The sequence below is a fragment of the Paenibacillus terrae HPL-003 genome, from assembly GCF_000235585.1.
GTDB lineage: Bacteria > Bacillota > Bacilli > Paenibacillales > Paenibacillaceae > Paenibacillus > Paenibacillus terrae_B.
Genome location: NC_016641.1, coordinates 2,338,156 through 2,363,299 on the forward strand (window position 1 = coordinate 2,338,156; position 25,144 = coordinate 2,363,299).

Annotated in this window: 19 protein-coding genes; 11 read left to right on the plus strand and 8 right to left on the minus strand. The window is 45.4% G+C overall.

What is annotated here, in order from left to right; genetic code table 11:
• Positions 1 to 146: 146 nt before the first annotated feature.
• Genes HPL003_RS10710 through HPL003_RS10720 form a run of 3 tightly spaced genes read right to left on the minus strand, consistent with a single transcriptional unit; the run spans position 147 to position 4,134 of the window.
• A complete protein-coding gene (locus HPL003_RS10710; protein ID WP_014279652.1) occupies positions 147 to 1,343 on the minus strand; it encodes a Ger(x)C family spore germination protein in 1,197 nt (398 codons plus the stop codon).
• Positions 1,336 to 2,439 carry a GerAB/ArcD/ProY family transporter gene (locus tag HPL003_RS10715; RefSeq protein WP_043922623.1) on the minus strand — a complete coding sequence of 368 codons (1,104 nt, stop codon included), beginning with the start codon at positions 2,437 to 2,439 and terminating at the stop codon, positions 1,336 to 1,338. The genes HPL003_RS10710 and HPL003_RS10715 overlap by 8 nt, the downstream gene beginning before the upstream one ends.
• Before the next feature lie 24 nt (positions 2,440 to 2,463).
• On the minus strand, positions 2,464 to 4,134 hold the full coding sequence (locus tag HPL003_RS10720) for a spore germination protein (RefSeq protein ID WP_014279654.1): 1,671 nt from the start codon (positions 4,132 to 4,134) through the stop codon (positions 2,464 to 2,466).
• A gap of 236 nt (positions 4,135 to 4,370) precedes the next feature.
• Here HPL003_RS10720 and HPL003_RS10725 point away from each other — a divergent pair, with 236 nt between their 5' ends.
• The 6 genes from HPL003_RS10725 to HPL003_RS10750 all read left to right on the plus strand — a co-directional run bounded on the left by HPL003_RS10725 (position 4,371) and on the right by HPL003_RS10750 (position 10,583).
• A complete protein-coding gene (locus tag HPL003_RS10725; protein ID WP_014279655.1) occupies positions 4,371 to 5,381 on the plus strand; it encodes a LacI family DNA-binding transcriptional regulator in 1,011 nt (336 codons plus the stop codon).
• A 408-nt stretch (positions 5,382 to 5,789) separates the two neighbouring features.
• Positions 5,790 to 6,446 (plus strand): ribulose-phosphate 3-epimerase, encoded by a 657-nt coding sequence (rpe, locus tag HPL003_RS10730; RefSeq protein ID WP_014279656.1) that lies wholly within the window; start codon positions 5,790 to 5,792, stop codon positions 6,444 to 6,446.
• A gap of 19 nt (positions 6,447 to 6,465) precedes the next feature.
• Entirely contained in the window at positions 6,466 to 6,915 is a 450-nt protein-coding gene (gene rpiB / locus HPL003_RS10735; RefSeq protein ID WP_014279657.1) for a ribose 5-phosphate isomerase B, read from the plus strand.
• Between the two features lie 45 nt (positions 6,916 to 6,960).
• Entirely contained in the window at positions 6,961 to 7,920 is a 960-nt protein-coding gene (locus HPL003_RS10740) for a DUF7916 family protein (RefSeq protein WP_014279658.1), read from the plus strand.
• Between the two features lie 135 nt (positions 7,921 to 8,055).
• On the plus strand, positions 8,056 to 9,915 hold the full coding sequence (locus HPL003_RS10745; protein ID WP_014279659.1) for a beta-glucoside-specific PTS transporter subunit IIABC: 1,860 nt from the start codon (positions 8,056 to 8,058) through the stop codon (positions 9,913 to 9,915).
• Positions 9,912 to 10,583 (plus strand): DUF4867 family protein, encoded by a 672-nt coding sequence (locus tag HPL003_RS10750; RefSeq protein WP_014279660.1) that lies wholly within the window; start codon positions 9,912 to 9,914, stop codon positions 10,581 to 10,583. Before HPL003_RS10745 ends, HPL003_RS10750 begins: the two co-directional genes overlap by 4 nt.
• 265 nt (positions 10,584 to 10,848) lie before the next feature.
• Here HPL003_RS10750 and HPL003_RS10755 read toward each other — a convergent pair whose 3' ends face one another.
• Together HPL003_RS10755 and HPL003_RS10760 are read right to left on the minus strand one after the other, a co-directional pair.
• Entirely contained in the window at positions 10,849 to 11,199 is a 351-nt protein-coding gene (locus HPL003_RS10755; RefSeq protein WP_014279661.1) for an Asp23/Gls24 family envelope stress response protein, read from the minus strand.
• 49 nt (positions 11,200 to 11,248) lie between these two features.
• Positions 11,249 to 11,818, minus strand: a complete 570-nt coding sequence (locus HPL003_RS10760) for a TetR/AcrR family transcriptional regulator (RefSeq protein WP_014279662.1) — start codon at positions 11,816 to 11,818, stop codon at positions 11,249 to 11,251.
• Between the two features lie 328 nt (positions 11,819 to 12,146).
• Here HPL003_RS10760 and nirB point away from each other — a divergent pair, with 328 nt between their 5' ends.
• Together nirB and nirD are read left to right on the plus strand one after the other, a co-directional pair.
• On the plus strand, positions 12,147 to 14,576 hold the full coding sequence (gene nirB / locus HPL003_RS10765; protein ID WP_014279663.1) for a nitrite reductase large subunit NirB: 2,430 nt from the start codon (positions 12,147 to 12,149) through the stop codon (positions 14,574 to 14,576).
• A 41-nt stretch (positions 14,577 to 14,617) separates the two neighbouring features.
• The gene (gene nirD / locus HPL003_RS10770) at positions 14,618 to 14,938 is read left to right on the plus strand and encodes a nitrite reductase small subunit NirD (protein ID WP_014279664.1); all 321 of its coding nucleotides are present in this window, start codon (positions 14,618 to 14,620) and stop codon (positions 14,936 to 14,938) included.
• Positions 14,939 to 14,995: 57 nt separating this feature from the next.
• Here nirD and HPL003_RS10775 read toward each other — a convergent pair whose 3' ends face one another.
• The 3 genes from HPL003_RS10775 to HPL003_RS10785 all read right to left on the minus strand — a co-directional run bounded on the left by HPL003_RS10775 (position 14,996) and on the right by HPL003_RS10785 (position 20,770).
• Positions 14,996 to 16,216, minus strand: coding sequence for an exosporium glycoprotein BclB-related protein (locus HPL003_RS10775; protein ID WP_014279665.1), 1,221 nt, complete (start codon positions 16,214 to 16,216; stop codon positions 14,996 to 14,998).
• Between the two features lie 259 nt (positions 16,217 to 16,475).
• On the minus strand, positions 16,476 to 20,381 hold the full coding sequence (locus HPL003_RS10780) for an immunoglobulin-like domain-containing protein (RefSeq protein WP_014279666.1): 3,906 nt from the start codon (positions 20,379 to 20,381) through the stop codon (positions 16,476 to 16,478).
• Positions 20,382 to 20,428: 47 nt separating this feature from the next.
• Entirely contained in the window at positions 20,429 to 20,770 is a 342-nt protein-coding gene (locus tag HPL003_RS10785; RefSeq protein ID WP_014279667.1) for a phage tail protein, read from the minus strand.
• Between the two features lie 300 nt (positions 20,771 to 21,070).
• Here HPL003_RS10785 and HPL003_RS10790 point away from each other — a divergent pair, with 300 nt between their 5' ends.
• The 3 genes from HPL003_RS10790 to HPL003_RS10800 are packed head-to-tail and all read left to right on the plus strand — an operon-like array spanning position 21,071 to position 25,087.
• On the plus strand, positions 21,071 to 22,771 hold the full coding sequence (locus HPL003_RS10790; RefSeq protein WP_043922365.1) for a spore germination protein: 1,701 nt from the start codon (positions 21,071 to 21,073) through the stop codon (positions 22,769 to 22,771).
• Positions 22,772 to 22,793: 22 nt separating this feature from the next.
• Positions 22,794 to 23,891 (plus strand): GerAB/ArcD/ProY family transporter, encoded by a 1,098-nt coding sequence (locus HPL003_RS10795; protein ID WP_014279669.1) that lies wholly within the window; start codon positions 22,794 to 22,796, stop codon positions 23,889 to 23,891.
• The gene (locus HPL003_RS10800) at positions 23,888 to 25,087 is read left to right on the plus strand and encodes a Ger(x)C family spore germination protein (RefSeq protein ID WP_014279670.1); all 1,200 of its coding nucleotides are present in this window, start codon (positions 23,888 to 23,890) and stop codon (positions 25,085 to 25,087) included. The genes HPL003_RS10795 and HPL003_RS10800 overlap by 4 nt, the downstream gene beginning before the upstream one ends.
• Positions 25,088 to 25,144: the final 57 nt, after the last annotated feature.

Below are 25,144 nucleotides of genomic sequence, written 5' to 3' on the forward strand. Positions count from 1 at the left end.
GGAGCGGCTATTATGATATAAGGTCTTCATTTTGGGTTGTGTGTTTTTAGAAGATACCCGCTTTTTTCGATGTTTCTTTAATCCCGTTGGTTCCGTTAACTACAGTTTTACCCCAATCAAGGGCTTGCTTGAGGAAAGTAAAGTCTTTATTCAGAAGATGAACCTAAATCCGTAATGGATAGCTTAATATCGAAGGTTACTGGGATTTGACTGAATTTATAATCCCAATCATCCTTTACTTTTTTCCACGCTTGAGGTTTTTCAATATATAAGCGTTCGCCAAAACCGGCAACATCGACTTTATATTCCGATTGCAGCTTGTACATAAGAGACTTAATCCTTTTAGTCAATTCTTTTTTAAATACTTTCTCAGCCTCTTTCATGTTCTGTGTTTTAGTTGGGTCCAATTTCTCATCCCAGTCTTCGATGAAGCGTCCTTTGGATTCAATCTTGACATGGAACGATATATCGTTTCCATTGGTCACCTTAGGCGTTATTTTGCTTTTTACCGATTTGATCTCATAAGTTATAGGTTGATTCCGCTCATCATACGCTTTGATGGCTCCCCCCTCAACATCACTTTTAATCCATGCAATACTATCCACATCTTGTTGCCCCAAATTACCGATCCAGTGACCGGTATCTCCCTTAATAATGCCTGCGCCTGAAAATTCGAATTCTCCATCAGCGTCTATAATGTTTTGCAGGATATAGCTCTTCTTGGAATGCATCAACCCATCCAGTTCAGACAAATTGACCCCTCTCATCACCTTGCTGGTTCTAAAATGGTTGCGAAGCATGTACAGAATATGAATGGACGGGACCTCGCCCTTGTATTTTGTAACTAATGTGTCGGCTGCTCGACCTTTACTTAAGAAAACCATACAGCTCGGGCGAATATCATTATCGCGCAGCACAAAATCCATCAATTGCTGCATCGTCTGCTGTTTCGCCAGTTCGGTGGAAACCACCATGATTTTTAGGTGGTGACCAATGATCGGACGGTCCAAACGAAGGGAAAATTGCCGGAATATTTCAAGCAATGAATCGCCGGTGGCGGCCATATTTATATAGTTTGGTCCTTGTCCACCACCGCCTTGTTTAGCTACGCTGCCGAAAGATTTTTTTGGAACAATTTGCACACTGGCAGTCATTTTATTTTTCTTGAAATATCGGCTGCCTTCCTTCTCCAGGGCTTGTTCCAATGGAGTGAGCTCACCCTTATCCAGAGCCACTCCTGTATATATGCTTAATTCCTCCACTTCTTTGCTGCTCCAGCACCCGGTTTGAGTCACCAAAAGAACGAAGGCAAGCAGCAAAGATAGAATATGTCGTCTACACATTTTGCTTCAATCCCTTCTTTCTGATCATAAAAACGATGGAAAGAAGTACCGGAACCAGAAAAAATAAAATGATTCCCATGTATCCGATCGCATCGCCCAGATTAAACACCTCAGTCATACGTATAGGAGTCATCGTGGAGATAAAGATAACCGGGATTAAGCCGAATACAGCATAACGATATTTAAGACCAAACACCTGTGAGATACCTAAAGATGCATTGAAGAAAAAACTGCAGAAGTTGCAAAACATTTGCATCATCCAGATCACCAGCAGCGGAAACTCCAGACGTTCAAAAAGAAAGCCAGGAAGTTCAAAGGTGCGTATTAAATTAATGGTGGGCCAAGTGCTTGTCACAGTTGAGTCCACAGATAACCCGCCGACCACCATAAATACGGTCAAAAAGTACAGTATCCAAGGAATACTGATCCCTGCGACCATGGCCTTGACGGCTTTTTCAGGGTGCTGCAAAAAAGCGACCAGTGTCATGATTACTTCACATCCAGTGAAAACAAGGACAGTAGATTTTAGTCCCTTGATTACAGGAAGAATCCCGTTACTCAATACGGGACGAAGATGGTCAATTTCAAAGATTCTCAGGCTAAGGACAAAACAGAGAAGCAGAAAGAAAAGACTGATCGGAAGTACAATCTGGTATAGCCGCGCGATAGGATTAATGCCTCCAAAAACCAGATAACATCCCGTCCAGATGAATGGAATGACAATCGCCCAGATCGGTGTCCCTTCGAGCAGATAAAACAACGTCACTTCCGCTAATACACGTATCTCAAAGCCAGCGATGATGAGAAAGTATATAATTAATAACATACTTAAACATCCTCCTGGAATAGTTCCTACGATTCTCCTGGAGTATTGATACACGGTGTTTTCGGGAAACTGTTGGCTTAATTTCACCATCACTAAGACCACTAATATGACAATACATCCGCCGATCAGGACAGAAAGCCATCCATCAGGCGTCTGTACTGTTTTAGTTACACCTCTTGGCAGTGTCAAAATCCCTGCCCCAAGCACCGTATTGGTCAGGAAAACGGCAGCCTGCTTGGTTGTGATCTTATCATCAGAGCGTGTAAACACCATAATTCCTCCATCCTCCGGGTACTATGATTTGCGCTTGCTTTGCTGAGTTTTCATCATAATAGGTCTTCGTTTCATCATCGTCAAAGGAGCTCGAATAAACAGATCCTTCCAGTCGCTTAGACGTATGGGTGTGAAAGGAGTAATATACGGTACCCCAAAGCTCTTCAATTTCGTCATATGGATACAAATTAACAGGAAGAACAAAATGGTGCCGAACATGCCCAGAACTGCTGCAAAGAGCATTCCGACGAAACGCAAAAGGCGCAAGCTGATGCCCGCACTGTATGACGGTATCGAAAACGAAGAAATAGCAGTAACTGAAACCACAATGACCAGGAATGGGCTGACAATGCCGGCATTTACAGCAGCGTCGCCAATGACCAAGCCTCCGACAATGCCCATCGCAGGACCAATGGGTTTAGGCAATCGTATGCCGGCTTCCCTCAGGATTTCGATCGAAATTTCCAGAATCATGACTTCTATGACGGATGGAAAAGGGACGCCTTGACGGGTTTGAATAATGCTGATGACCAGCTTGGTCGGAATCAAACCGGGATGAAACGATATAAAAGAGATATACAAAGCAGGGCCCATCAGTGCTATGAAAGCTCCGAAAAATCGCAGCAAACGTAAAAGTGACCCCGGAATCCAGCGCTCATAATAGTCTTCGGGAGATTGAAGCAGCGTACTGAAAGTCACCGGGACAATAAGTGCAAAGGGAGTCCCGTCGAGCAGAATGGCTATTCTTCCTTCCAGCAACGCATTAATGACACGGTCGGGCCGCTCTGTGTTATGAACCTGCTGGAAAGGACTTAAATAATTGTCTTCAATAAGTTGTTCCACATAACCGGATTCAGCTACAAAATCCATATCTATTTTTGAGATTCTGTGGTTCACTTCTTCAAGAAGATCCGGATTCACAATATCCTTGATGTACGCGATAACCAGATCTTTTTTGATTCTGCTTCCGACTTGGAATTTCTTTATTTCCAAACTTTTATTTAAGCCTTGACGTCGAAGCATCGAAGTGTTTTCACTTAATACTTCCGTAAAGCCGATTCTGGGACCACGAAGCAATGCTTCAGAGGTTGGTTCATTTACGGATCGAACAGAGCCGTTAGGGGACCCGACCAAAAGTGCTTCTGTCATTCCTTCAATGATTAACACGGTATGGCCTAAGAGGATTAACTCGTGCAGATTCTCCATATCAGCAACTTCACTAATTTGCGTAAGTGGCATCAAGCTTTCTTTTATGAAAGATTTGCTTATACGTTCCGGCTGTTCCTGTTGGTCCTCAAACATCAAGACCTGCAACACCTGCTTGTTCATAAGTTCCTCATCCTGCATACCATCTATGAAGATTAACACGGACCGTGCATGAAATTTTTTCACCATAAACTCACGAAAATGCACATCACTATTCTCGCCTATAGCTGCTTGGATCAATTTCAAGTCAGTATCATAATCCCCTGTAATTTTGGAGTCTGGTTCCTGCTGCTGATCAGTATGCGTTTTGTGATCTTTATTGGCAGATGAACGGTCAGGAGGATGCTTGGAAATTGCACCCTTACTGCCTACGAGTGAATAAATTGAGGTGTTTAAATAATAAATCCCTAATGGAAAAATTAATGCGAGGCTGGCCTGAAATAATGTAGTCCAGCTTGGAATATAAGGTACTATTTTGGACCACATGATGATATCCCCCCCCAAACCATTCAATTCATTTCCCCGTAGAGTAAACAGGTTGTCCATAAAGTATTCCTTGTAAAGGAATTATTTACTCATGAAACGGACTGATGACTTGCCGTCTCCACATATTTTTGCGGAAACCTCGTTCTATGCTATTGTGTAAGTTGACATCAATATTAAGACTATGCTAATCTCCAATTAGGAAAACGATTACTCAATACGATTGTTCGAGGGAAATTATGAAAAAAAATCAAATATCAATAAAAGATATTGCCAGATTGAGCGGAGTCTCTGTAGCAACGGTTTCCCGTGTGATTAACGAGAATGGCCGCTTCTCTGAGGAAACTCGACAGAAGGTTAATGAAGTTATCCAAAAGTACCAATATGAGACCAATAGTATCGCCAAAAGCCTGAGAATGAGTAAATCGCAGACGATTGGTGTTTTGGTGCCGGATATTAATAATGAATTTTTTTCGGTTATTGTACAAAAAACGGAGAGCTTCTTATTCAAACAAGGATACTCTACCATTATATGTAATACTGCCAAAGATGCGGAGAAGGAACGAGAATATCTTAAAACTCTGGATGGGAAAATGGTAGATGGTCTGATCTGTATTTCTGGACAAGAGGAGCTTTCCGCAGAATTGCTTAAACGGCCCATTCCCATTGTATGTATTGACCGTAGGCCAAGGATTAACACGAATGTAGCTTTTATCGAGTCCAATCATTATGAGGGTGGATTTTTGGCGACAGAGGAGTTGATTAACAAAGGCTGCAAGGAAATTTTACTGTTGACCAAGCAAAACAATCTATCCTCTGTTAATGAGCGTCTGTACGGGTATAAAGATGCTCTGCAAAAGCATGGACTGTACCCATCAGAGGACCGCTTGGTGGCAGTTCGAAATGATGGGCCTACTCTGGAAACCGCACAGGCTGCTATTGAGCGTGTCTTGGAGAAAAAACTTCGGTTTGACGGCATTTTTGCTACCAATGACTGGCTGGCTTTGGGCGCATTGCTCGCATTACAGAAATACGGAGTACAGGTTCCGGGTGAAGTCAAAATAGTAGGTTTTGATAATGATACAATTTCTAAATACTGCAATCCACCGTTGACTACAATTGAACAAGACAAAGAAACACTTGCAGATAAAGCCTGCAATGTGCTGCTTCGTATGCTGAGTGGAGAAAGGCTGGAACAGGAACAGCATTATTCCGTCCCAGTAAGGTTGATACAACGTAGTACCACCTGATTTCATGTTCATATAACATCTTGGATTAGCCACGGGAGAGGTAAACATAGGGAATGCTCTATCTCTCATAGGGTGAGACGTTCGAGCATTACTCTACACGTGTATTCTTTTCCCGTGCAAGGTCCGATAAAAAAAGTTTGACAACAAGATCATAAAATGATACTTTAATTACGTCGAATGTAATCGTTTACTCAAACGAGTACTAAATATCAATAATACGTAACGAAAGCTACACGTGATGGAACTTAATCCATAACTGTTGTTTTATTTTCAATGAGTAAACGTTATCTCAACTATTTTATTCAGTACCAAAGGGCATAAGAAACAATCCAAAGAGTTTCAGATTATAAAAATATTATGCCATTTGAGTAATCGTTTACTCAAATTCTTGAGAGGGGATGATCATTAATGAGTATGCTATTATGTCCTTCCATGATGTGCGCTAATTTTAGATCATTGGAACATGAAGTAAACGCACTGGAAGAAGCGAATGTGGATATTTATCATATTGATATTATGGATGGTAGATTTGTTCCTAATTTCGGAATGGGGCTTCAGGATTTGGAGTATATCCGTAAACAGACCCAAAAAACAGTGGATGTGCATCTGATGATCGACAACCCTTCCGCCTATATTGATTTGTTTGCTGATAAGGGTGCAGACATCATTTATTTCCATCCGGAGGCTGATATGCACCCGACACGCACAATTGACCGAATAGTTGGCAGGGGGATAAAGGCAGGGATCGCTCTTAATCCGGGAACCGCCATTGCTGCGGTTGAACCTTTGCTCGGCATGATTGATTATGTGTTGGTCATGACCGTAAATCCCGGTTTTGCGGGTCAACAATATTTAACCTTCGTGAACGACAAGATTAAAGCACTACAAGCATACAAACTTGAAAAAGGACTGAATTATACAATCGTGGTAGACGGTGCGATCTCCGAAGAGAAGATCAATGAATTGGCAAACTACGGTGTTGAAGGATTCGTTTTGGGAACATCCACTTTGTTCGGCAAAGATGAGCCTTACAAAGCCATCGTTAACAGATTGAAAAATATTTAAATTGGGGAGGAATAGAGTCATGAGAATTGCTATTGGAAGCGACCATGTGGCTGTAGAGCTTAAAGCGATTATTTCCGCTTATGTTAATGAACTGGGTCATGAGGTGATTGACTACGGACCGCAAAGTTCGGAAAGAACCGACTATCCCAAGTATGGGAAACTTGTTGCCGAGGCAGTAGTCGGAAAGCAGGCTGACGCAGGTATCCTGATTTGTGGCACAGGCGTAGGGATATCGATCTCGGCCAACAAAGTCAAGGGTATTCGGGCTGTGGTATGCAGCGAGCCTTATTCAGCACAGTTGTCCAAGCAGCACAACAATACGAATGTTCTTGCATTCGGTGCACGTGTCGTTGGAAGCGAATTGGCGAAAATGATTGTGAAAGCATGGCTGGAGGCTGAGTTTGAAGGAGGTCGTCATGGCGACCGCATCAAGATGATATCCGACATCGAGGAACAATATTTGTGCTGATTACCAGCCACTTATAAAACATTAATGAATATGGGGGAGATTACATTGGTAAAAAGATTAATCGCCAGCACCAAAAGCGATATTTTGAAATTTAGCGCAGCAGATTTGAAAGAATCTATCCTGGCTTCCGAAGGGCGCGTTATTATGGGACAACATCTTGTAATGATAAACACCGGTTTGGTGGATGGTGTGACCAATGCGGAAATCCAGGCTGCCTACGGCGCAGATATGGTTATGCTGAACGGCTTTGATATGGTCAAGGAAGAATCCAATATTGGACTGCGTGAAATGAAGCACGGCAAGATGGCCGAGAAGCCGTATAGTCTCAAGCAAGTCAAAGAATGGGCTGGAGTTCCGCTCGGCATTTATTTTGAATGTCCAAGCCCTGATGCCCAGGTAGCGGGAGAGCAGTATGTGGAGGCCAAAGAAGGAAGAGTTGCTTCCAGGGAGAACTTCCTGCGTGCCTTGGAGATTGGAGCTGACTTTATCGTACTTGGAGGAAATCCCTCCGCAGGTACAACCTTTGCACGGATCATTGAAGCAACCAAGCTGGCAAAAGAAACACTGGGAGACAAAATCCTGATCTGTGCCGGAAAATGGGAAGACGGAACCATTGAGAAGGTGTTGGGTGATCCGCTGAGCGAGAGACCTTCCAATGAAATTATTAAGGACCTGATCGATTCTGGTGCTGATGTTATTACGTTGCCTGCACCTGGCTCCAGACATGGCATTACAGTGGAGCATGTCAGACAATGTGTAGAATTTGTTCATTCGTACAAACCCGGAACTCTGGCTCTTTCTTTCCTGAACAGCTCGGTTGAAGGGGCGGATGTTCAAACGATTGCCTTAATCGCACTTATGATGAAGCAGACAGGTGCGGATATTCATGCCATTGGAGATGGTGGCTATGCCGGAACACCTCTTCCAGAGAACGTTTACCAGCTTGCACTATCCATTAAAGGACGCAGACATACGATTAAAAGAATGGTAGGCAGAAGCCGGTAACGATTGACCCGTGTAATTTAAAGACTCTATATTCTTTTCGTACTCCTTGGAGTGCGTGTAGAGTCTTTGGATTACTACCATTTATGTAAACGTTTACTTTCATAGAAATATGCCAAAAGAGAAGGAGCGAGCAGCATGTCAAATGAACAGCTGGCAAAAGATATATTGGCGTCCGTCGGAGGAGAAGAAAACGTCTCCAGCTTGGCGCATTGCGCCACTCGGTTGCGATTTAAGTTGAAGAACAGAGAGCTGGCCGATAAAAGCAAAACGCAAAACATAACCGGAGTTATTACGGTGGTCGAAAGCGGCGGACAATATCAGGTGGTCATCGGCAATACAGTAGGCGATGTATATAAAGACATTACAAAGATTAGTAGCATTGATGACAACATCAAGCAAGACTCATCCGCTGCTACTGAAGGCAACTGGTTCAACAAAGCGGTGGACATTATTTCCGGTATTTTCACACCATTTTTGGGGGCACTGGCGGCTTCCGGGATTTTGAAAGGGCTTTTATTAATGCTCGTCTCGCTGGGATGGCTCACCAAAACAGGTGGTGTCTATTCGATCTGGTTCGCTGCTGCAGACAGTATCTTTTATTTCCTGCCGCTGGCGATTGCAGTCACTTCTTCGAGAAAGTTTGGAGCGAATACGTTTGTAGCGCTTGCAGTAGCGGGAGCTCTGGTATACCCCAATATTATTACTTTATATAACGATAAAGCGGATATTACGTTCTTCAATATTCCTGTTGTTCTTATGAGTTATACTTCCTCGGTTATTCCGGTGATTATTGCGGTTTGGTTGCTATCCATTCTGGAGAAATTCCTGAATAGAGTAATTCATGATAGCGTGAAAAATTTTATAACACCACTTATCTGTCTGATGGTCATTGTTCCCTTGACTCTGATCGCGGTTGGACCAATTGGAATATATGCCAGCTTGGGAATGGCTAAGGGCTACACCTTCTTATATAATTTGAGTCCGATTGTAGCAGGGGTCATTTTGGGTGCTGGGTGGCAGCTGCTGGTAGTTATGGGACTACACTGGGCGTTTGTTCCTATTATGTACAATAACATCGCGGTATACGGTTATGATACCATGAAACCATTAATGGCACCTTCTAACTTTGCACAAGCAGGTGCGGCACTGGGTGTATTGCTTAAAACTAAAAATCCAAAAGTGAGAGCGATTGCAGGGCCTGCGGCGATAACTGGTTTGTTTGGCATCACGGAACCGATCATCTACGGGATTAGTATCCGCTATAAAAAACCGTTCGTATGGGCTATTATCGGGGGCTCTATCGCCGGGGCAATTACAGGTGCGGCGGGTTCCGTAGCTATTGCTCCAGGTATACCGGGCTTGGCATCCCTGCCGATTTTCTTCGGCACAGGATTTGCCGGATTTGTAATTGCCATTATAGTAGCTTATGTATTCACAGCCATTACCACGTATTTGTTTGGATTTAATGATTCTATGGAAAAAGAAATGATTGCCGTCCATGAAGAGAAGAAAGAAGCTGAAACCCCAGCTCCTGCGCTGACGAACGAGAAAATTTTCAGCCCGCTGACGGGTGCTGTCAAATCGTTATCCGAGATATCTGATGAGGTGTTCTCTACTGGAGCCATGGGTAAAGGCGTTGCTATTGTACCTGAGGATGGCAAATTGCTCTCGCCGTTCAATGGAACGATAGCTAATGCCTTCCGCACAGGCCATGCGATTGGACTTGTATCGGATGGGGGAACGGAGATCCTTGTTCACATCGGCATGGACACTGTTAAATTAAAGGGACAGCATTTTAAAACGCATATTGCAGAAGGTGACCGGGTTACCAAGGGTCAACTGCTGGTCGAGTTCAATATTGAGGAAATTAAAGCTCTGGGGTATGACATGACTACTCCGGTTATTGTGACCAACACGGCTCAATATGCGGAAATTAAAGTGCTGGGCAGCAGCCGGGTGCAAACGGGAGATTCATTGTTGGAGGTCAAGCTATGAAGACTATTGAAAGACTAAATCAAGCCAATGCACCTTTGGTCATTCATGAAGTAATGAGCGAAGCATTCCGTACGTATGGGAAGCTGCTGACTCATTTTAATACCGCAGAGCTTATAAATTATGCCAAAGAAACTATTAGCGTCCCCAATCAGGGAAATCATTATGTACCCTCGGTGGCAGAACTCGAAGCCTTTGGTGTAATTCGTCAGATTCAAGATGAGGTATACGGCCAACTCCCGATTCAGGCTGGCTTTTGCGCAGGGCAGAATACAGGCCTGACCGGGCTGGAATATCATCAGGGCAGCGAGGTGGTGATTGCCGCGACGGACTGTATTCACCTTGTCGGCAGTGTGCAGGTCATTGAAAATAATTCCTTTGACAGCGGAAATGTTCAGGCCTTTTTTCAGCCTAAAAACACGGTAGTTGAGCTATATTCAACGACACTTCATTATGCTCCTTGCAAGGTTAACGGTGAAGGGTATTTGACTATAGTGCTTCTCCCGGAAGGCACTAATATGCCGCTTGTGTCTGAAGAAGGCAGCCGGGGGAATCCGTTGCTTACGAAGAAAAACAAATTTCTTATGGTTCATAGTACACAGACGGAAAAAATCGCGGCTGGGGTTCATCCCGGGCTGCACGGCAAGCTGATGAATATTTCATCAATTTGAGTCAATTCAAAGGAGCCGCTACTGGTAGTAAGTAGGTAGATACAATGCAAAGAAACCGCTTCTTATAGAATGGTTAGTTGACATCTCCATTCCATCAGAGGACGGTTTCTTTTTTGAAATTAAAATACGCATAAACCCTGACTACGCAAAAAGATATATTATGAAGAACTCGTCTTCATGTCCCTCTTTCAGGGGAATCGTCGAAAAGAATTGCTTCAGATTGAAAATGTTATACATTAATGTTGGTCACTTATTCTTTCTCCGACTAGTGAACGGGTAGGGATATCCCTTGTACTTTGACGTTTATAATGCGAATGGATAGACCCGTATACTTCTCGATGGCTTCCCGAACGTTCTTTTGTAATTCTCTGCCTACATCGTACATTCTTGTTCCGTAATGAACGACAATGCTTAAATCGACATCCAGCCCTGATTCTGTCACATGAAGTTCAATGCCATTTTGTAGGCTTTTCCCACTTAACTTATTAGTGATTCCTTCGACGACTCCTGTTGACATCGATGCAATTCCCATTGTTGCGGTTGCTGTCTTGCCAATGATTTTAGAAATAGCATCCTTGGAAATCGCAATACTCCCTAGTACGTTTTGAATCAACATGTAGATTCCTCCTCGCGTGGTTCGCCTCTTTATGATGGAAGTGTGACCCTTACTCAGTTGCTTTGAATCCATGGTAAAAGGTATTTACAACCAGTGCTGCGGCAGAGTTTTTTGCGATATTACCGTTCTTTACTTGCTGCCATGTTAGAAATAGCAGCGAGTAGAGGACATCCATGATCCATTCTTTATTGATATGTGGCTGAAAATAACCTTTCTGTTGCAATATTTCTATCACATGCAGTATGGGTTCTCTTAGCTTCTGATTCGCTCCTTCAATTTCCTTGTTATAGTTGACGGATGCATCATGAGCAAGAAAATAAATTTTGTCTCCTAACGGAATAAGTGCCTCAATCAACTCTGGAATGTAATTTTCATAGTTCTCCTCGTCCAAGGAAATTCCTTTCATGGTTTCACTTACGACTTCGATGGCCCGAAATCCCAGGTGAACCATCAATTGCTCTCTGCTTTCAACATATCGATGCAATGTGGCAATACCAATTCCTGCATAATCTGCAATTTCATTCATGGAGGCGTTTGGCTTTTCAATAAGTAGCATGGTAGCTACATCTAAAAGCCTGTTAAGCCTCACTTGCTTGATCGTTGTCATGTCTTTCTTCATTGAAGCTCCTTATTTTATGATATTATTTATTATTAATTGATAGTAATTCGTATCATTAGATTGAATTCTAAATCAAATATTGAGAAGTGTCAAATAGGACCATTCACTTTTCAGAAATCATCATAATATTACAAATTAGAATTTTTACCTTAATCCCTTGAATTGAAGCAGGGAAATCCCTTGATGTTTATGATTTAAACCACATTGTGATTTGAATCACATATAACGCACCCCACTATATTAGAATAAAAGCACAGATAGATATTCATAAGAACGCAGGAGATGTCGTCGGTAGAAAGTGTCGTCGAATGAATGGAGGAACCGGTATATGATAAACAGTAAAAAGAAGCTTGTTGTGATAGGGAACGGGATGGCTGGTATCAATACGGTCGAACAAATTTTAAAATTAACGGATAAATATGAAATTACGGTCCTTGGAAGTGAGCCACATCCGAACTATAACAGGATTATGCTCTCTTATGTTTTGGAGGGTAGTAAGACCATTGAGGATATCATACTGAACGATTTGCAATGGTATAAGGATCAAGGGATTACTTTATATACTGGGAAAATGGTACAGAGCATCGACGGAGAAAGAAAGAGGATTCATACTGAGGACGGACTGGAAATTGATTACGATCTAGCTTTGATAGCTACGGGCTCCCAATCGTTTATTTTGCCTATTCCGGGAAAAGAATTACCGGGCGTCATCGGTTTTCGAGATATCGCTGATTGCACGGCAATGCTTGAGGCGGCGAAAACCTATAAAAAGGCAGCGGTCATTGGTGGAGGGCTGTTGGGACTGGAAGCAGCCAAAGGCTTGGTCAATCTCGGTATGGACGTAACGGTCGTTCATTTGATGGAGGATTTGATGGAGCGTCAGTTGGACCGGGAAGCCTCTGCGATGTTGAAAGCAGAATTAGAACGTCAGGGAATCAAATTTGCTATGCAAATGCAAACTGCAGAGGTGTACGGTCAAGATCGGGTACAGGGACTGCGCTTCTCGGATGGAAGCGAGTTGGAAGCAGATTTGCTAGTTATGGCCGTCGGGATCAAGCCTAACATTCAGGTGGCTGTGCAAAGTGGTATAGAAACGAAGCGTGGAATTGTAGTCGATGATTTGATGAAGACTTCCATGCCAGATGTATATGCTGTAGGGGAGTGTGCTGAGCACCGCGGGATCTGTTACGGCCTGGTTGCCCCGCTGTTTGAACAGGGAAGTGTAATTGCCAAACATTTGGCAGGTGCGGATACCGAAGGCTATGCGGGATCAGTGGTTTCCACCAAGCTCAAAATTTCAGGGGTGGATGTTTTCTCGGCTGGCGAATTCATAACTGCTCCTGAGCATACGGTGATTGTAGCAAAGGATGAGTGGAAGCGCACTTACAAAAAAGTACTGCTTCGTGAAAACAGGATTGTTGGAACTGTTCTGTTCGGAGATGTGAGCGAATCTGCCAGTCTTCAGAAATATGTACGGCAGCAAACGTTGATGACGGATGAGATATATGGACAGCTCATGGGTACCGGATGCAGTAAAGACGGGGCTAAAACCTTGTCCGCTGAAACGATGGCTGATGATGAAATTGTCTGCGGCTGCAACGGTGTGACTAAAAAGGCGATTGTTGATGCGATCCATGAAAATGGACTGACCACGGTCGACGAAATTAAGGCATGTACCGGGGCCACACGGTCCTGTGGAGGATGCAAGCCGGTGGTTGAACAAATTCTCCAGTATGTTCTTGGAGACAGCTTCAAGACGGCTGCCAAGCAAGGAATATGTGGCTGCACAACCTTGAGCCGGGATGAAATTGTTGCAGCTATCAAAACCAAGGGTCTTACAACGACACGTGAAGTTATGAATGTACTAGGTTGGCAGAATGATGAAGGATGCTCCAAATGCCGCCCGGCACTGAATTATTATTTGGGAATGATTAACCCGGATACGCATGAAAATGAGGAAGATTCCCGGTTTGTGAATGAGCGGCTGCACGCGAACATTCAAAAGGATGGAACGTTTACAGTTGTGCCAAGAATGTACGGCGGTGTTACGACTCCAGAGGATCTGAAAAAAATAGCTGATGTTTCCCTTAAATACAACGTTAAGGTTGTTAAAGTAACAGGAGGACAGCGGCTGGATTTGATTGGTGTCCGTAAAGAGGATTTGCCAAAGGTATGGGAAGAGCTCGACATGCCGTCAGGATATGCCTACGCGAAATCCCTTCGTACAGTTAAAACCTGTGTTGGATCACAATTTTGCCGTTTTGGCACACAGGACTCGATGGGAATGGGAGAGGTGCTGGAGCGGAAATTTGAAAGATTGGATTTCCCAGCAAAATTTAAATTAGCGGTCAATGGATGCCCACGTAATTGTGCGGAATCATGTACGAAGGATATCGGGATTGTAGGCAATGATGGAGGCTGGGAGATTTTTATCGGTGGAAACGGTGGTATAAAAGCGCGGCTGGCTGATTCGCTCTGCAAAGTGAAAACGGACGATGAACTGATTGAGATTGTGGGAAGCGTGATGCAACTGTACCGGGAAACAGGCCAATATCTGGAGCGTACTTCGGAATGGGTGGAACGGACTGGCCTTGAAGAGATTCGGAAGGCTGTCGTTCACGATGTAGATCAGCGCAAAGCTTTAATAGAACGGATCGAATTTGCACTACAACAGGTGGAAGACCCATGGAAAAAGATCATCAACGATGCGGATTCCCGCAAAAATTTATTTGAAGTAGTTACACCGTCTCTTGTGTGAATGCATTTAAATAATGCCTGAAGAAGGGAGCAATCAAGCGAATGATCAAACATGCTGAATGGCTTGTCGTCGGCAACAGTAAGGATTTTCCGTTCAGAATTGGGCGGACGATCCGGTTGAATGATAACGAAATCGCTGTTTTCCGCACTTCGGAGAACAAGCTTTATGCCGTTGAAAATTCCAGCCCTCATCCCAAGGGAGGGCCGCTTACCGAAGCGATGGTATCTGGTCATCACATTTATGACCCGCTATGTGATTGGAAGATTGATTTGGAGACGGGCATCGTTCAAGAGCCTGATCATGGACAAATTAAAACGTACACCGTTCGGGAAGATGGAGAAAAAGTGAAAATATCACTTTAATACAAATAAGAAAGGGTTCGGCAGGAACAAGTCCTGCTGAGCCCTTTTTGTCTCGGATCAGGTAATAGTAATGCCTGCGCTCGCATAACCGACAACGGTGTTTATGAGTGAAGCTCCTGTAGCTGTCGCGGAGAAGACCAAGAGCAGACGATTCTGCGCGGTTACCGGTATAGACAATCCGGTTGTGATACCACTGGAGATTGTACCCAGGGCAATGATACCTGTGAGTGGTGGTGCTAAGGTCACTACAGCTCCAGGGACCGCTGTAAAGGTGTTATCAGGTGTAGTCGAACTAAACAACTGGGCAGTAATCGTCGCGGTTGATTCAACGAGAGTTAACGCAGCTGTTGTACTGAAGTAACCAGCAATAGATGTAATTACACCATCCCGTGGGACAGAAAAAGCAAAGTTAATCAGTGGCCCTACAAGTGTGCCTGTCAGGTCAATCGCCTCGCCTACAAGGCTAATCCCTGTTGCTGAGCTTCCAAAGCCGATCAAACTTGTGGTTCCTACCAGCCCGCCGGCAATGGTTGTCAAAATTGCTGGTCCACCCGAGGCAAATGGAATGATTGCCCCCGAACCGGTGGCTCCGGTAGCCCCGGCAGCGCCCGCTGTGCCCGTGGCCCCAGTAGCCCCGGCAGCGCCTACTGGCCCAGCGGCTCCGATAGGTCCAGCGGCTCCGATAGGCCCGGCAGCCCCGACAGGCCCAACAGGACCCATAGCCCCTTGTGGCCCTGGAGCCCCCATCGGCCCTGGTCCACCGACAGGTCCTGGAGCACCGCCCGGGCCAGCAGGACCCACTGGCCCTTGTGGACCGGGCGTTCCTGACGAATATGTGTCGCCCAACGCAATACTGATAGCCGCTCCGGCGCTTCTGATTGCACTGATCACGCTGTCTTTAAGAGCAGGATCAAGAGATTCCTGCAAAATAATAGACAATAAGACATCCAGCAGTTGTTGCAGTGTGGTTCCCACGCCGATCGGAGAGAAAGGAGTGGCTTCTGACGCTACGATAGCCAGCTCTAATGCCGCCAATAAATCTGCCTTAACGGGGCCTCTAAGTTTTAAGCTATTCGCCAGAGCTAATAACCGACGTAAAATCTGTTGTAATGAAGATACATTAGCCGCAGAGGGGTTTGCAAAAACGAGCGGGATGATTGCTATTAATTCATTAATCAGTTTGAGAAATTCTTCCGTTTCTCTGCTAACTCTAGGTGGCTTGCAGTCCCTGTCTCTTTTGGAAGCACCACTAAACCTGAACGGTTTTCTATGTTTCATGTTCAAATATCTCCTCCTCACCATTCTCCCTACTGTAGAGGTGACAAGTTGATCATCGCCCCGCTTTGCAGATATTAACAATATATTTTCTGGGGCGAAAAGGGTGAATCACCACACAAGAGTTATTATTGAAGGCTTGTATATGAACCTAATATTGATGTTAGTCCATATTATTCACAAATACAGCGCGGTCTCCGAATAACTCGGAAACCGCGCTGTATTGGCTTATAATCCATTGAACTATATAACTTAGTCAGTCTTATTTGAAAATACGCACCAGCAGTTCAGCCATCTCGCCTCGGCTGATAGCTGCTTGGGGTTGGAGCGTTCCATCCGGATATCCGCTGATCCATTCGGAGGATACAGCCGCTTTGAATGCTGTGGAAGCCCAGGAAGCGATCTGCTGCTCATCCTTATAGGATTGTAATGTGACCGTGCTTGTGGCAGATGCCTTATCCGCCATCGCATGTGACAATATCACCATCGCCTGTTCACGGGTAAGACTCTCATCGGGGCCGAATGTCTGAGCATTTAACCCTTCGATCCATCCCTGACGATGAGCGGCATCTACGGCTGATGCAGCCCAGTGCCCTTTCATATCTGCAAATGAGGTAGACACACGCTCATCTCCAGTGGTTCCCAATGCTCGGGTCAGTATGGCTACAAATTCTGCGCGGCTTACTGCACGCTCCGGACGCATGTTGCCATCTTGGTAGCCTTGTATCCAGCCTTTGGCTGCCAGCGATTGCAGGGACTTTGCCGCCCAATGGCCTTGGACATCCGGCCATATCGTAGCTGCACCTTGCGAATCCGATGAATTTGTTTTGCCGTCCTGCGCGTTTGAATTATCAGATTGAGACTTTGTATTGGTAGAAACAGCAATCGCAAAGGTACTAAACCGGGCCGTATCGAAACCCACAGCCGACAGGTTTCCTTTTGAGTCCCTCACTGCCGTACCTTTCAGAATCTCATGCTCTCCATTGTCATGCATAACGAGAATAGAAAACTGGGGTTCCTCGCTTTGCAATTTACGGATGGACTCGGCATCCAGTGGCAGAACGATATGCGATGTACCTGTAACGTTAGCCTTAATTTCCGCAGACTCGCCGATCAGCTTCAGGTTGGACTGCTGTCCGGCCCAATCCTGGATCTGTTGTGTACGCTGTGCATCTGCCTGCTGGAATGACAATGTAACGTCCTGCTGACCCGAGGCCATACGGGTTAAGGTATCACTGGATAGCATCAGTGTTCCATATTGGGATATGACCGAGGCTCCGATTGTATCCCATTTATTCAGCGAAGAATGGGGAAGAATAACGCGGCTAATATTCTTTTCCTGCTCCAGTTGTATATCCGCGTAAGCCTTGCCTTCCAACCGGGCCTGATTGATTTGTCCGTCCAGAAATGCCGCAGAAGGAGTATAGATGGTGATCGCTTTTCCTTGTTCAGGAAATCCGGCCTGTTGCTGTATAACAGAAGTGTTATTGTCCTCGTCTTTGTCTTTTTTATTAGAATTGTCTGTGTCCACAATAACCTTTGCGGGAACGGTTACTTCGATTTGCTGTGTCAAGGCTTGAGAACCATCGCTTACCTTGATGACCTCTAGTATTACAGTAACCGCCGTTTTGGTTGCTGCCGGGTAGATAGCTCCATCTGTGTGGATAATATCCGGCTGGCTACTGCTGCTGATGACCAGGCGGAAGCCTTCGGGTACAGCAGGCAGCTTGAGCAGGGTATCACTCGCAGCGGGTGCTGTTAGGCTTGTTATGGAATCGGCTACACGTTGGGCGGTTAATCCCTGTGCATACACTAATCTGGAGGGAGCGCTTTCCATGCCATTGACGATCTGGAGCACGTAGTAGCTGATTCCTTCAGGAACGGGCGTAAATACATATTTCCCTTCTCCAGAAGCGACCCCTTCCGCAACAAGTTCCTGCTGGGCATTGTACAGCTCAAGTCGTGCGCCCGGCCAAGCGCCTGTAACGATCAACGAGGCAGCAGCATCATTGCCTGCTGCGGCTTCAATAGCACGGGGCAGTGCGTTTACACGACGTTCGGCTGGTTCAGCCGTCCAGCCACCATTGTCGCTATAAGCATAGTTCAATACATATACACCGGGCGCGTTCGTATCCACATTGCCGACGCCTGACAGATCAGGTACCAGAATATTACCGTACACGCTGTCCAGCACGCTGGCTCCCGGATCGGTGAAGGTGTTGCCAGCTTCCAGAATGATCGGGTTGTTGCCGTTCAAACGTACATAGGGTGTATTCGGCAACGCCTTCAATACCGTGATCATGAATGCTCGTTGCACGGAGGCTGAACCTTTGGATATGGTGGCTTTTAATTGTACATTCACATCACCGTCTATAAACTTCGGTCGATTTACTTGACCCGTACTGCTGAGAACATCCGGTTGATCCGAAGACCAATCAATACGTGTGTCGAATGCTCCTGCATTGGGCAGAGTGATGGAATCTTTAATTCCCTGCGGATAATCCAGTTTCAGGGTATCTGCTGCCAAATTCACTGCTTCATCAGCACTTATGGGCAGTGCGAGCACGAGCAGGCTGAATGTTTTGCGAAGTTCAGCTCCGCCTCTTACCAGAACAGCTTCCAGCGTAATGGTCTGATCGCCCTGTACATAGCTCGGGAACGTGACGTGACCGTTGTGATCCAGGAACTCGGGGTGATTCGAAGTCCACGATACCTGAACGCCGTTCAAGCCTTCTTTTGGCAAATATACGTCTCCGGTTACGGTGGTTACAGGCACATCAAGTGCGGCGTAAGCTGCGTTTACGGCTTCAATATCGTTCATCGGCAGACTGAGCACATGGGCAGTGAAATTCTTTGTTTTCGTTAAGCCTTCGAGATACAGGACAGCCGTCAGGGTAACATCTGTATTCCCATCAATATAGGAGGGTCTGCTGAGTGTTCCATCTGGCGCAATAACAAGTGGATTGGCAGAGGACCATTCGATCTGGACACCACCATATCCGGACAGAGGAAGAGACAAATTTTCCTTCACCGCAGACAAATCGCCCAGTGACAGGCTATCTGCTGCCTGATCCAGTGTATCTTGTGCAGCCCCCTTCAATACGGTAACCTCAAACGTTTGGGTATCCGAAGCGGTTCCCTTTGTAATCGTCGCGGTCAGTTTTACTTTCCGATCACCCGAATCATAGCGCGGGCGTGTGACAGTCCCGTCATTGGTGATGATATCCGGGGTATCCGAACTCCAGCTCACCGTCGTATCATTCAACCCGGTGAGTGGAAGTGTCAGCCGTTGTGATACCGCAGCAGCCGAATCTCCTGATGCAAAGCCTGGAGCCAGTGCAGCTTTGGCCTGTGCAACATATTCGGCATCGGTCAGAATATTCACTGTGACCTCTACGGGAGCACTATCGCCCTGAACGTTCACAGCCTGAAGGCTGTAAAGAGCCGTACCGGGAGGTAATGACGAAGAATCTGTGAATTGGGTTAATGGGCCTGTATACAAGGTAACTCCATTTCTGATGACCTTGTATGAAGTTGCGTAAGGAACGGCGTCCCAGCTCAATTCCACGGTATTTCCTTTTTGGGTTCCTGTAAAATGATCTGGAGGCTGTGGAACGGGCAAGCGCTCCCCATAAGCTTCAAATTCCATGACAGAAGCCCATTGATTGTTTCTCGCATTTCCTTGATCAATATACAGACGCAGGTATCGTGTAGTCACAGGGGAGATCCTTCGGCTAAAACGTGCGTCAGCATTATTTTGGACAGTATCGGAAGTAACCCAATTCGTTCCATCGCTGCTCGTTTGCAATCGGAAACTGTAAGGGTCGCGTTGACCCTGCCATCCAGTAAAGATCCCCATACCTGCTACACCATAACGATCCACGATATACCAGTCTCTCAGATTCACCTGAATCCATTTTTCACCGTTGCTGGCTTGATACCAGCGGCTTGTTGGCTCATAAGAGCCGTCCACTGCTTTGGCGGGTTCATAGGGTTGGCTGTAGCCGCTTGATGTTACCGGTTTGTTGAGTACTACATTTTCCGAGCCAGCAGCATGGGCTTTATTCGTCCCTATGAGCAGAACCGCACCACCGATGATGGGCAGCAGTGGAATCAACAAATGATAGGGTTTTATTTTGTTGCGTGTGAAGTTATTGTCTTCAAGCACGCGATCACCTCTTTTTCAGAAAAATAGCATACCGTTTTGCACACTCATTATTCGCGAGGTGGGAACGCACCTTGAGTTGAAATGTAGTAGTCCACATTCGGTATCGGGGAGGCACCGCGCAGGTCAGGTAAAGCAAAGGTTGTTCTTCCATCACCACCAAAATTAGTGCCCAGCAGAGAGAACAATGCCGGATTCTGCGAAATACTCATGAGCTGGCCCTCGCATTTTAACCATCCCCTAGGTGCGAAAGTGTAAGGATACATCGTAATTTCTCCGAGGTAAGGCATATCTGCGGCTTGTGCCTGCTTGGGACTTACTGCCGTTCCTCCAACTAAAATGACCGCTAACAAACTCAATACAGCGGCATTCTTCCAAAAGTGCTTCTTCATACCTACAGCTCCTTTTCAAATTTGAATAATGGACAATAAATTCAAGGAATTATGCGACATTAGTCATAGAATGAATAGATATTATCATGGAATTCTACTTTTTACACTACAAGTCCTCCATCAAATCAACCTTTTTATTCCTTTTATTCATCAATAAATTTATTTCATTTAGATGCGAGTATCATTTGTTAAATCCTTTATGTACGCCTGAGGTGGATAAGTCACCCATCATGGATGCATCTTTTTTCTAATTCCGGTAAATATATATACAAATCGGATGGAAGTGAAGGAGGAATGGACGTGTGGCAGGCAATCGGAACTCATGTACCCAGGTGGACCGTGTGGATGGAAGCCCTATTTTTGTTCATTGTACCTTTGACTATTTTTCTGACAGTACGACAAATTAAAGCACTGGACGGACGAGAGAGCAGACGTATGGAGCGATTGAAGCTTCTGGAAGAACAAGACCGCTCTGAACATGCAGATCATAATCCATCTGTAAGTGAGGAAGAGAAGGAATGGGAGAGCTTTACCGAAGACTATGACGTCAATTTAGCAAAAATCAGACAAGCAGTCGCGGATATGGCGGACGTGAACGAACGATCGATTTTTCTGGAAAATCTGAACGCAGTAGGCACACTTTTTTTTGTGGATGGATTAACGGACAAGGTTGGCATGGACCAGAACATTTTAAAGCCGCTGATGGATTGGGGCAGCTCCGGGCAAGGGGGCGACGATCTTCCGAGAGGAGAATTGCTTCGGGATATGATTATTCGTCAGGTCATGCTGGTATCAGAGACAGTGTATACATTGGATGTTCAATTTTCTTTGCAAAAGGTGCTATTCGGTTCAGTGATACTCATGATTCAGGGCATGCCGGGCGCTTTTGTTCTCGGTACACCCAAGGGAAATACACGAGGGGTGGAAGATCCAATATCGGAGTCGGTGCTCCGGGGACCGCGAATCGGTTTTACGGAGACACTCAGCGACAATACAGCGATGCTGCGCAGACATGGAGAAAGTACGGAGCTGGCTATGTCGTCCTTCAAAGTCGGCAAAAGAGTGGAGAAGCAGCTGATGGTGGTATATTTCAGAGACATTGCCGATCCTGAGCTTGTAGATGAGGTGAAGCGGCGGGTCAGAACGATTGATATGGATGAGGTGCTGGAGTCTGGTTATGTGGAGCAGCTTATAGAGGATAACTTTCTGAGCCCGTTTCTACAGATTCAGAATACGGAGAGACCGGATCGGGTCATGGCCGCTTTGCTGGAGGGACGTGTAGCGATTCTGCTGGACGGTACGCCTTTTGCGCTCCTTATGCCTGTAACGTACGGGATGATGCTCCAGTCTCCTGAAGATTACTATGAACGATGGATACCAGGGTCGCTTATTCGATTTCTCCGCTTCATGGCAACCTCAATATCTTTGTTCGCACCGGCTCTCTATATTTCCTTTATCTCATTTCATCCCGGTCTGATTCCAACCAAGCTGGTCATTTCCATTATTAGTGCGAGACAGGGGGTCCCTTTTTCTACGCTGATTGAAGCCCTGATTATGGAGATTTCCATCGAAATTTTGCGTGAAGCAGGATTACGGCTGCCTAAACCGATTGGTCCGGCCATGGGCATTGTCGGCGGTCTTATTATTGGACAGGCGGCTGTCAATGCCGGAATCGTGAGCCCGGTTCTCGTCATTGTAGTGGCAGTCACAGCCATTTCCTCTTTTTCCACACCTGTATACAGCGCCGGAATTTCCATGCGTGTTCTCCGTTTTGCGGTCATGTTCACGGCGGCCACCTTTGGTTTGTATGGGGTGATCATGTTCTTTCTGCTGTTGAGTATTCATATGGCCAAATTACAAAGCTTCGGCGTACCGTTTCTTAGTCTAACGGCTCCCCGTTCATTAAAGGACTGGAAAGATTACTTCATACGGGCACCGTTTCAGTTTATGAAAAACAGACCCAAGCTATTGAAGCATAAAGACCCTAAGCGAAAAGGATGAACTCAACACAGGAGGGAGCAGGATGGGCGTGGGAAAAGTAAAGGCAGATAAAATTACAACATTACAGACGACGGTAATTATTGTTAGCTTTATGCTGGCCGCCGGGTTGCTTACGCTTCCCCGGGTAATGGTGAAGGATTCAATGACACCAGATGTGTGGATATCCATTATTTTGGCAGGGGGGATCGTTTTTCTGTCCGGATGGATTATGGTAAAACTAAGTCAACGATTTCCAGAATCAACCTTTTACCAGTATGTACAGAGGATTATAGGTAGAGCCGCTGGCAAAGTGATTGGCGTGCTGCTCGTCATCTATTTTGTTTGTATAGCTGGATTCGAAATTCGATCTGTAGAGGAAGTAACAGCGTTCTTCCTGCTTGAAGGGACGCCGGTATGGGCTATTTCAGCACCTTTTATGTGGATCTCTCTGTACCTGTGCATGGGGGGGGTTGGCGCAATGGGTAAAATATGCCAAATTATTTTCCCGATTACGGCATCTATCTTTTTGTTGATATGCTTGCTGGGATTAAATGTCTTTGAATTGAATAATTTGCGTCCCGTCTTGTCGGAGGGTGTGATGCCAGTGTTTAAAGCCCTGAAAACTACAACGCTTACTTTTACGGGGACTGAGTGCATGCTTATCATTCTTTGTCGCATGGAAAAACCTGAGAAAGCTACCAGAGTGGTCGGTCTGGCGATTGGAATAGCGGTCGTATTTTATATAGCTGCGGTGATCCTGTGCATTGGCGCTTTTTCGGTAGAAGGGGTTATAACCAGAACCTGGCCTTTTTTGGATTTAGCACGCAGCTTTGAAGTGGAGTATCTGGTATTAGAACGTTTCGAATCCCTGTTACTGTCGATCTGGATCATGCAAATTTTTGCCACTTTCAGTATCGCTTTTTATTGCGCTTCGCTCGGAGTTTCTCAAATTTTGAATAGATCCTATTCCGCAACCCTGTTTATTCTGCTCCCGGCCATTTACATCCTATCTCAAATTCCCCAAAACCTTAACGAGTTGTTTTCATTAGGAACGATACTCGGGAATGGGGCTATTATTTTATTCGGATTGCTTCCACTGCCGCTGTTGCTTATTTCTCGCTGGAGGGGGGTGCGGTCATGAAGAGAGTCCAGTTAGGATTACTCGGTATGGTGGCTCTCCTGATATGCAGTACACTTTCAGGTTGCTGGAGCAGTTCTCCGGTGGAGGATTTAAATCTGGAGGCAGGCATTGCTATGGATGTAGCGGAACAATCTTCACAGGAAGAGCAAATCAATCGGAAAGGAGGATATTATCCGAAGAAAGAGTTAATTAAAGGGACATTTCAATTCGTAGTGCCAGAGGAAAGCAACGGTTCAGGAAGCTCTCCTTCGCAAACTAAAAAATTTTACAACATTACGGAAACCGGTGATTCTGTCTTTGAGATGCTGAGAGAAATTTCATTACGGACCAATCGTCCTCCTATCGGATTCCATTTGAAGACGGTCATTATCAGTTCCAGTTTGCTTCGTAAGGTTTCGCTGTATGAGTTGCTGGACTTTTTTTTGGGGGATAATGACATCCGACCCAGCGTCCTATTGCTGATCAGTACGGGCAAGGCAGGTGATGCACTTCAGGAGAAAATCCCCGGTCAGACCCCGGCCTTTATATTGAAGGATATTTTTCTAAACCGTAAACGGAATTCACGGTTGTTAAAGCCCGTGTCATTGGCTAAAGCGATCGGGCCCATGAAGGCTAGAAGCAGCTTCTTATTGCCTAATGTCATTACGACGGAGAGTGAAATCAAGCTCGCGGGCGCAGGAATCATTAAAGGAAAGACGCAGAAGTACGGTGGTTTTCTGAATGAGTCTGAGGTGGAGGGTCTCATGTGGATCAAAGGCGAACTGGAAGGGGGTCTTCTGAAAACTATCGATCCCAAAACTGGTAAAAATATTGCTTATGAGATCAAATCGGTGAAAAGCAGCATCAAGGCCATCGTTCAGGGGGATGAGATATCTTTCCGCGTGAGAATGACCTCAGAGGGACGCATTTCGGAAAATTTTAATCCGAATGAAGATTTGGGCAGTAATCGACTGCTTGGACGAGAAGAGAGTATCTTTCAGGAGAAAGTCAACTCATTAGCAGAACAAACCGTAGCCAAAATGCATAAGCTGAAGGCGGATGTTGGTGGCTTCGGGGAAGCCCTGCGGATTCAGCATCCTAAAGTCTGGCATAAAGTCAAAAAGGATTGGGATACGACCTTTAGCACGATTCCAGTCCGATTCAGCACGGATATTCACATTGAGGATTATGGAGCTTCCAATACGACGGCAGATTAAAGTATTTCGTTTGCACGTGTTATAGAAAAACCTTCAATACCACGAATCTACGTGGCG

Coding starts and splice junctions, on each gene's coding strand:
- HPL003_RS10710 (WP_014279652.1), bottom strand. CDS start 1,343: ATGTGTAGACGACATATTCTATCTTTGCTGCTTGCCTTCGTTCTTTTG.
- HPL003_RS10720 (WP_014279654.1), bottom strand. CDS start 4,134: ATGTGGTCCAAAATAGTACCTTATATTCCAAGCTGGACTACATTATTT.
- HPL003_RS10725 (WP_014279655.1), top strand. CDS start 4,371: ATGAAAAAAAATCAAATATCAATAAAAGATATTGCCAGATTGAGCGGA.
- rpe (WP_014279656.1), top strand. CDS start 5,790: ATGAGTATGCTATTATGTCCTTCCATGATGTGCGCTAATTTTAGATCA.
- rpiB (WP_014279657.1), top strand. CDS start 6,466: ATGAGAATTGCTATTGGAAGCGACCATGTGGCTGTAGAGCTTAAAGCG.
- HPL003_RS10745 (WP_014279659.1), top strand. CDS start 8,056: ATGTCAAATGAACAGCTGGCAAAAGATATATTGGCGTCCGTCGGAGGA.
- HPL003_RS10750 (WP_014279660.1), top strand. CDS start 9,912: ATGAAGACTATTGAAAGACTAAATCAAGCCAATGCACCTTTGGTCATT.
- HPL003_RS10755 (WP_014279661.1), bottom strand. CDS start 11,199: ATGTTGATTCAAAACGTACTAGGGAGTATTGCGATTTCCAAGGATGCT.
- HPL003_RS10760 (WP_014279662.1), bottom strand. CDS start 11,818: ATGAAGAAAGACATGACAACGATCAAGCAAGTGAGGCTTAACAGGCTT.
- nirB (WP_014279663.1), top strand. CDS start 12,147: ATGATAAACAGTAAAAAGAAGCTTGTTGTGATAGGGAACGGGATGGCT.
- nirD (WP_014279664.1), top strand. CDS start 14,618: ATGATCAAACATGCTGAATGGCTTGTCGTCGGCAACAGTAAGGATTTT.
- HPL003_RS10775 (WP_014279665.1), bottom strand. CDS start 16,216: ATGAAACATAGAAAACCGTTCAGGTTTAGTGGTGCTTCCAAAAGAGAC.
- HPL003_RS10785 (WP_014279667.1), bottom strand. CDS start 20,770: ATGAAGAAGCACTTTTGGAAGAATGCCGCTGTATTGAGTTTGTTAGCG.
- HPL003_RS10795 (WP_014279669.1), top strand. CDS start 22,794: ATGGGCGTGGGAAAAGTAAAGGCAGATAAAATTACAACATTACAGACG.
- HPL003_RS10800 (WP_014279670.1), top strand. CDS start 23,888: ATGAAGAGAGTCCAGTTAGGATTACTCGGTATGGTGGCTCTCCTGATA.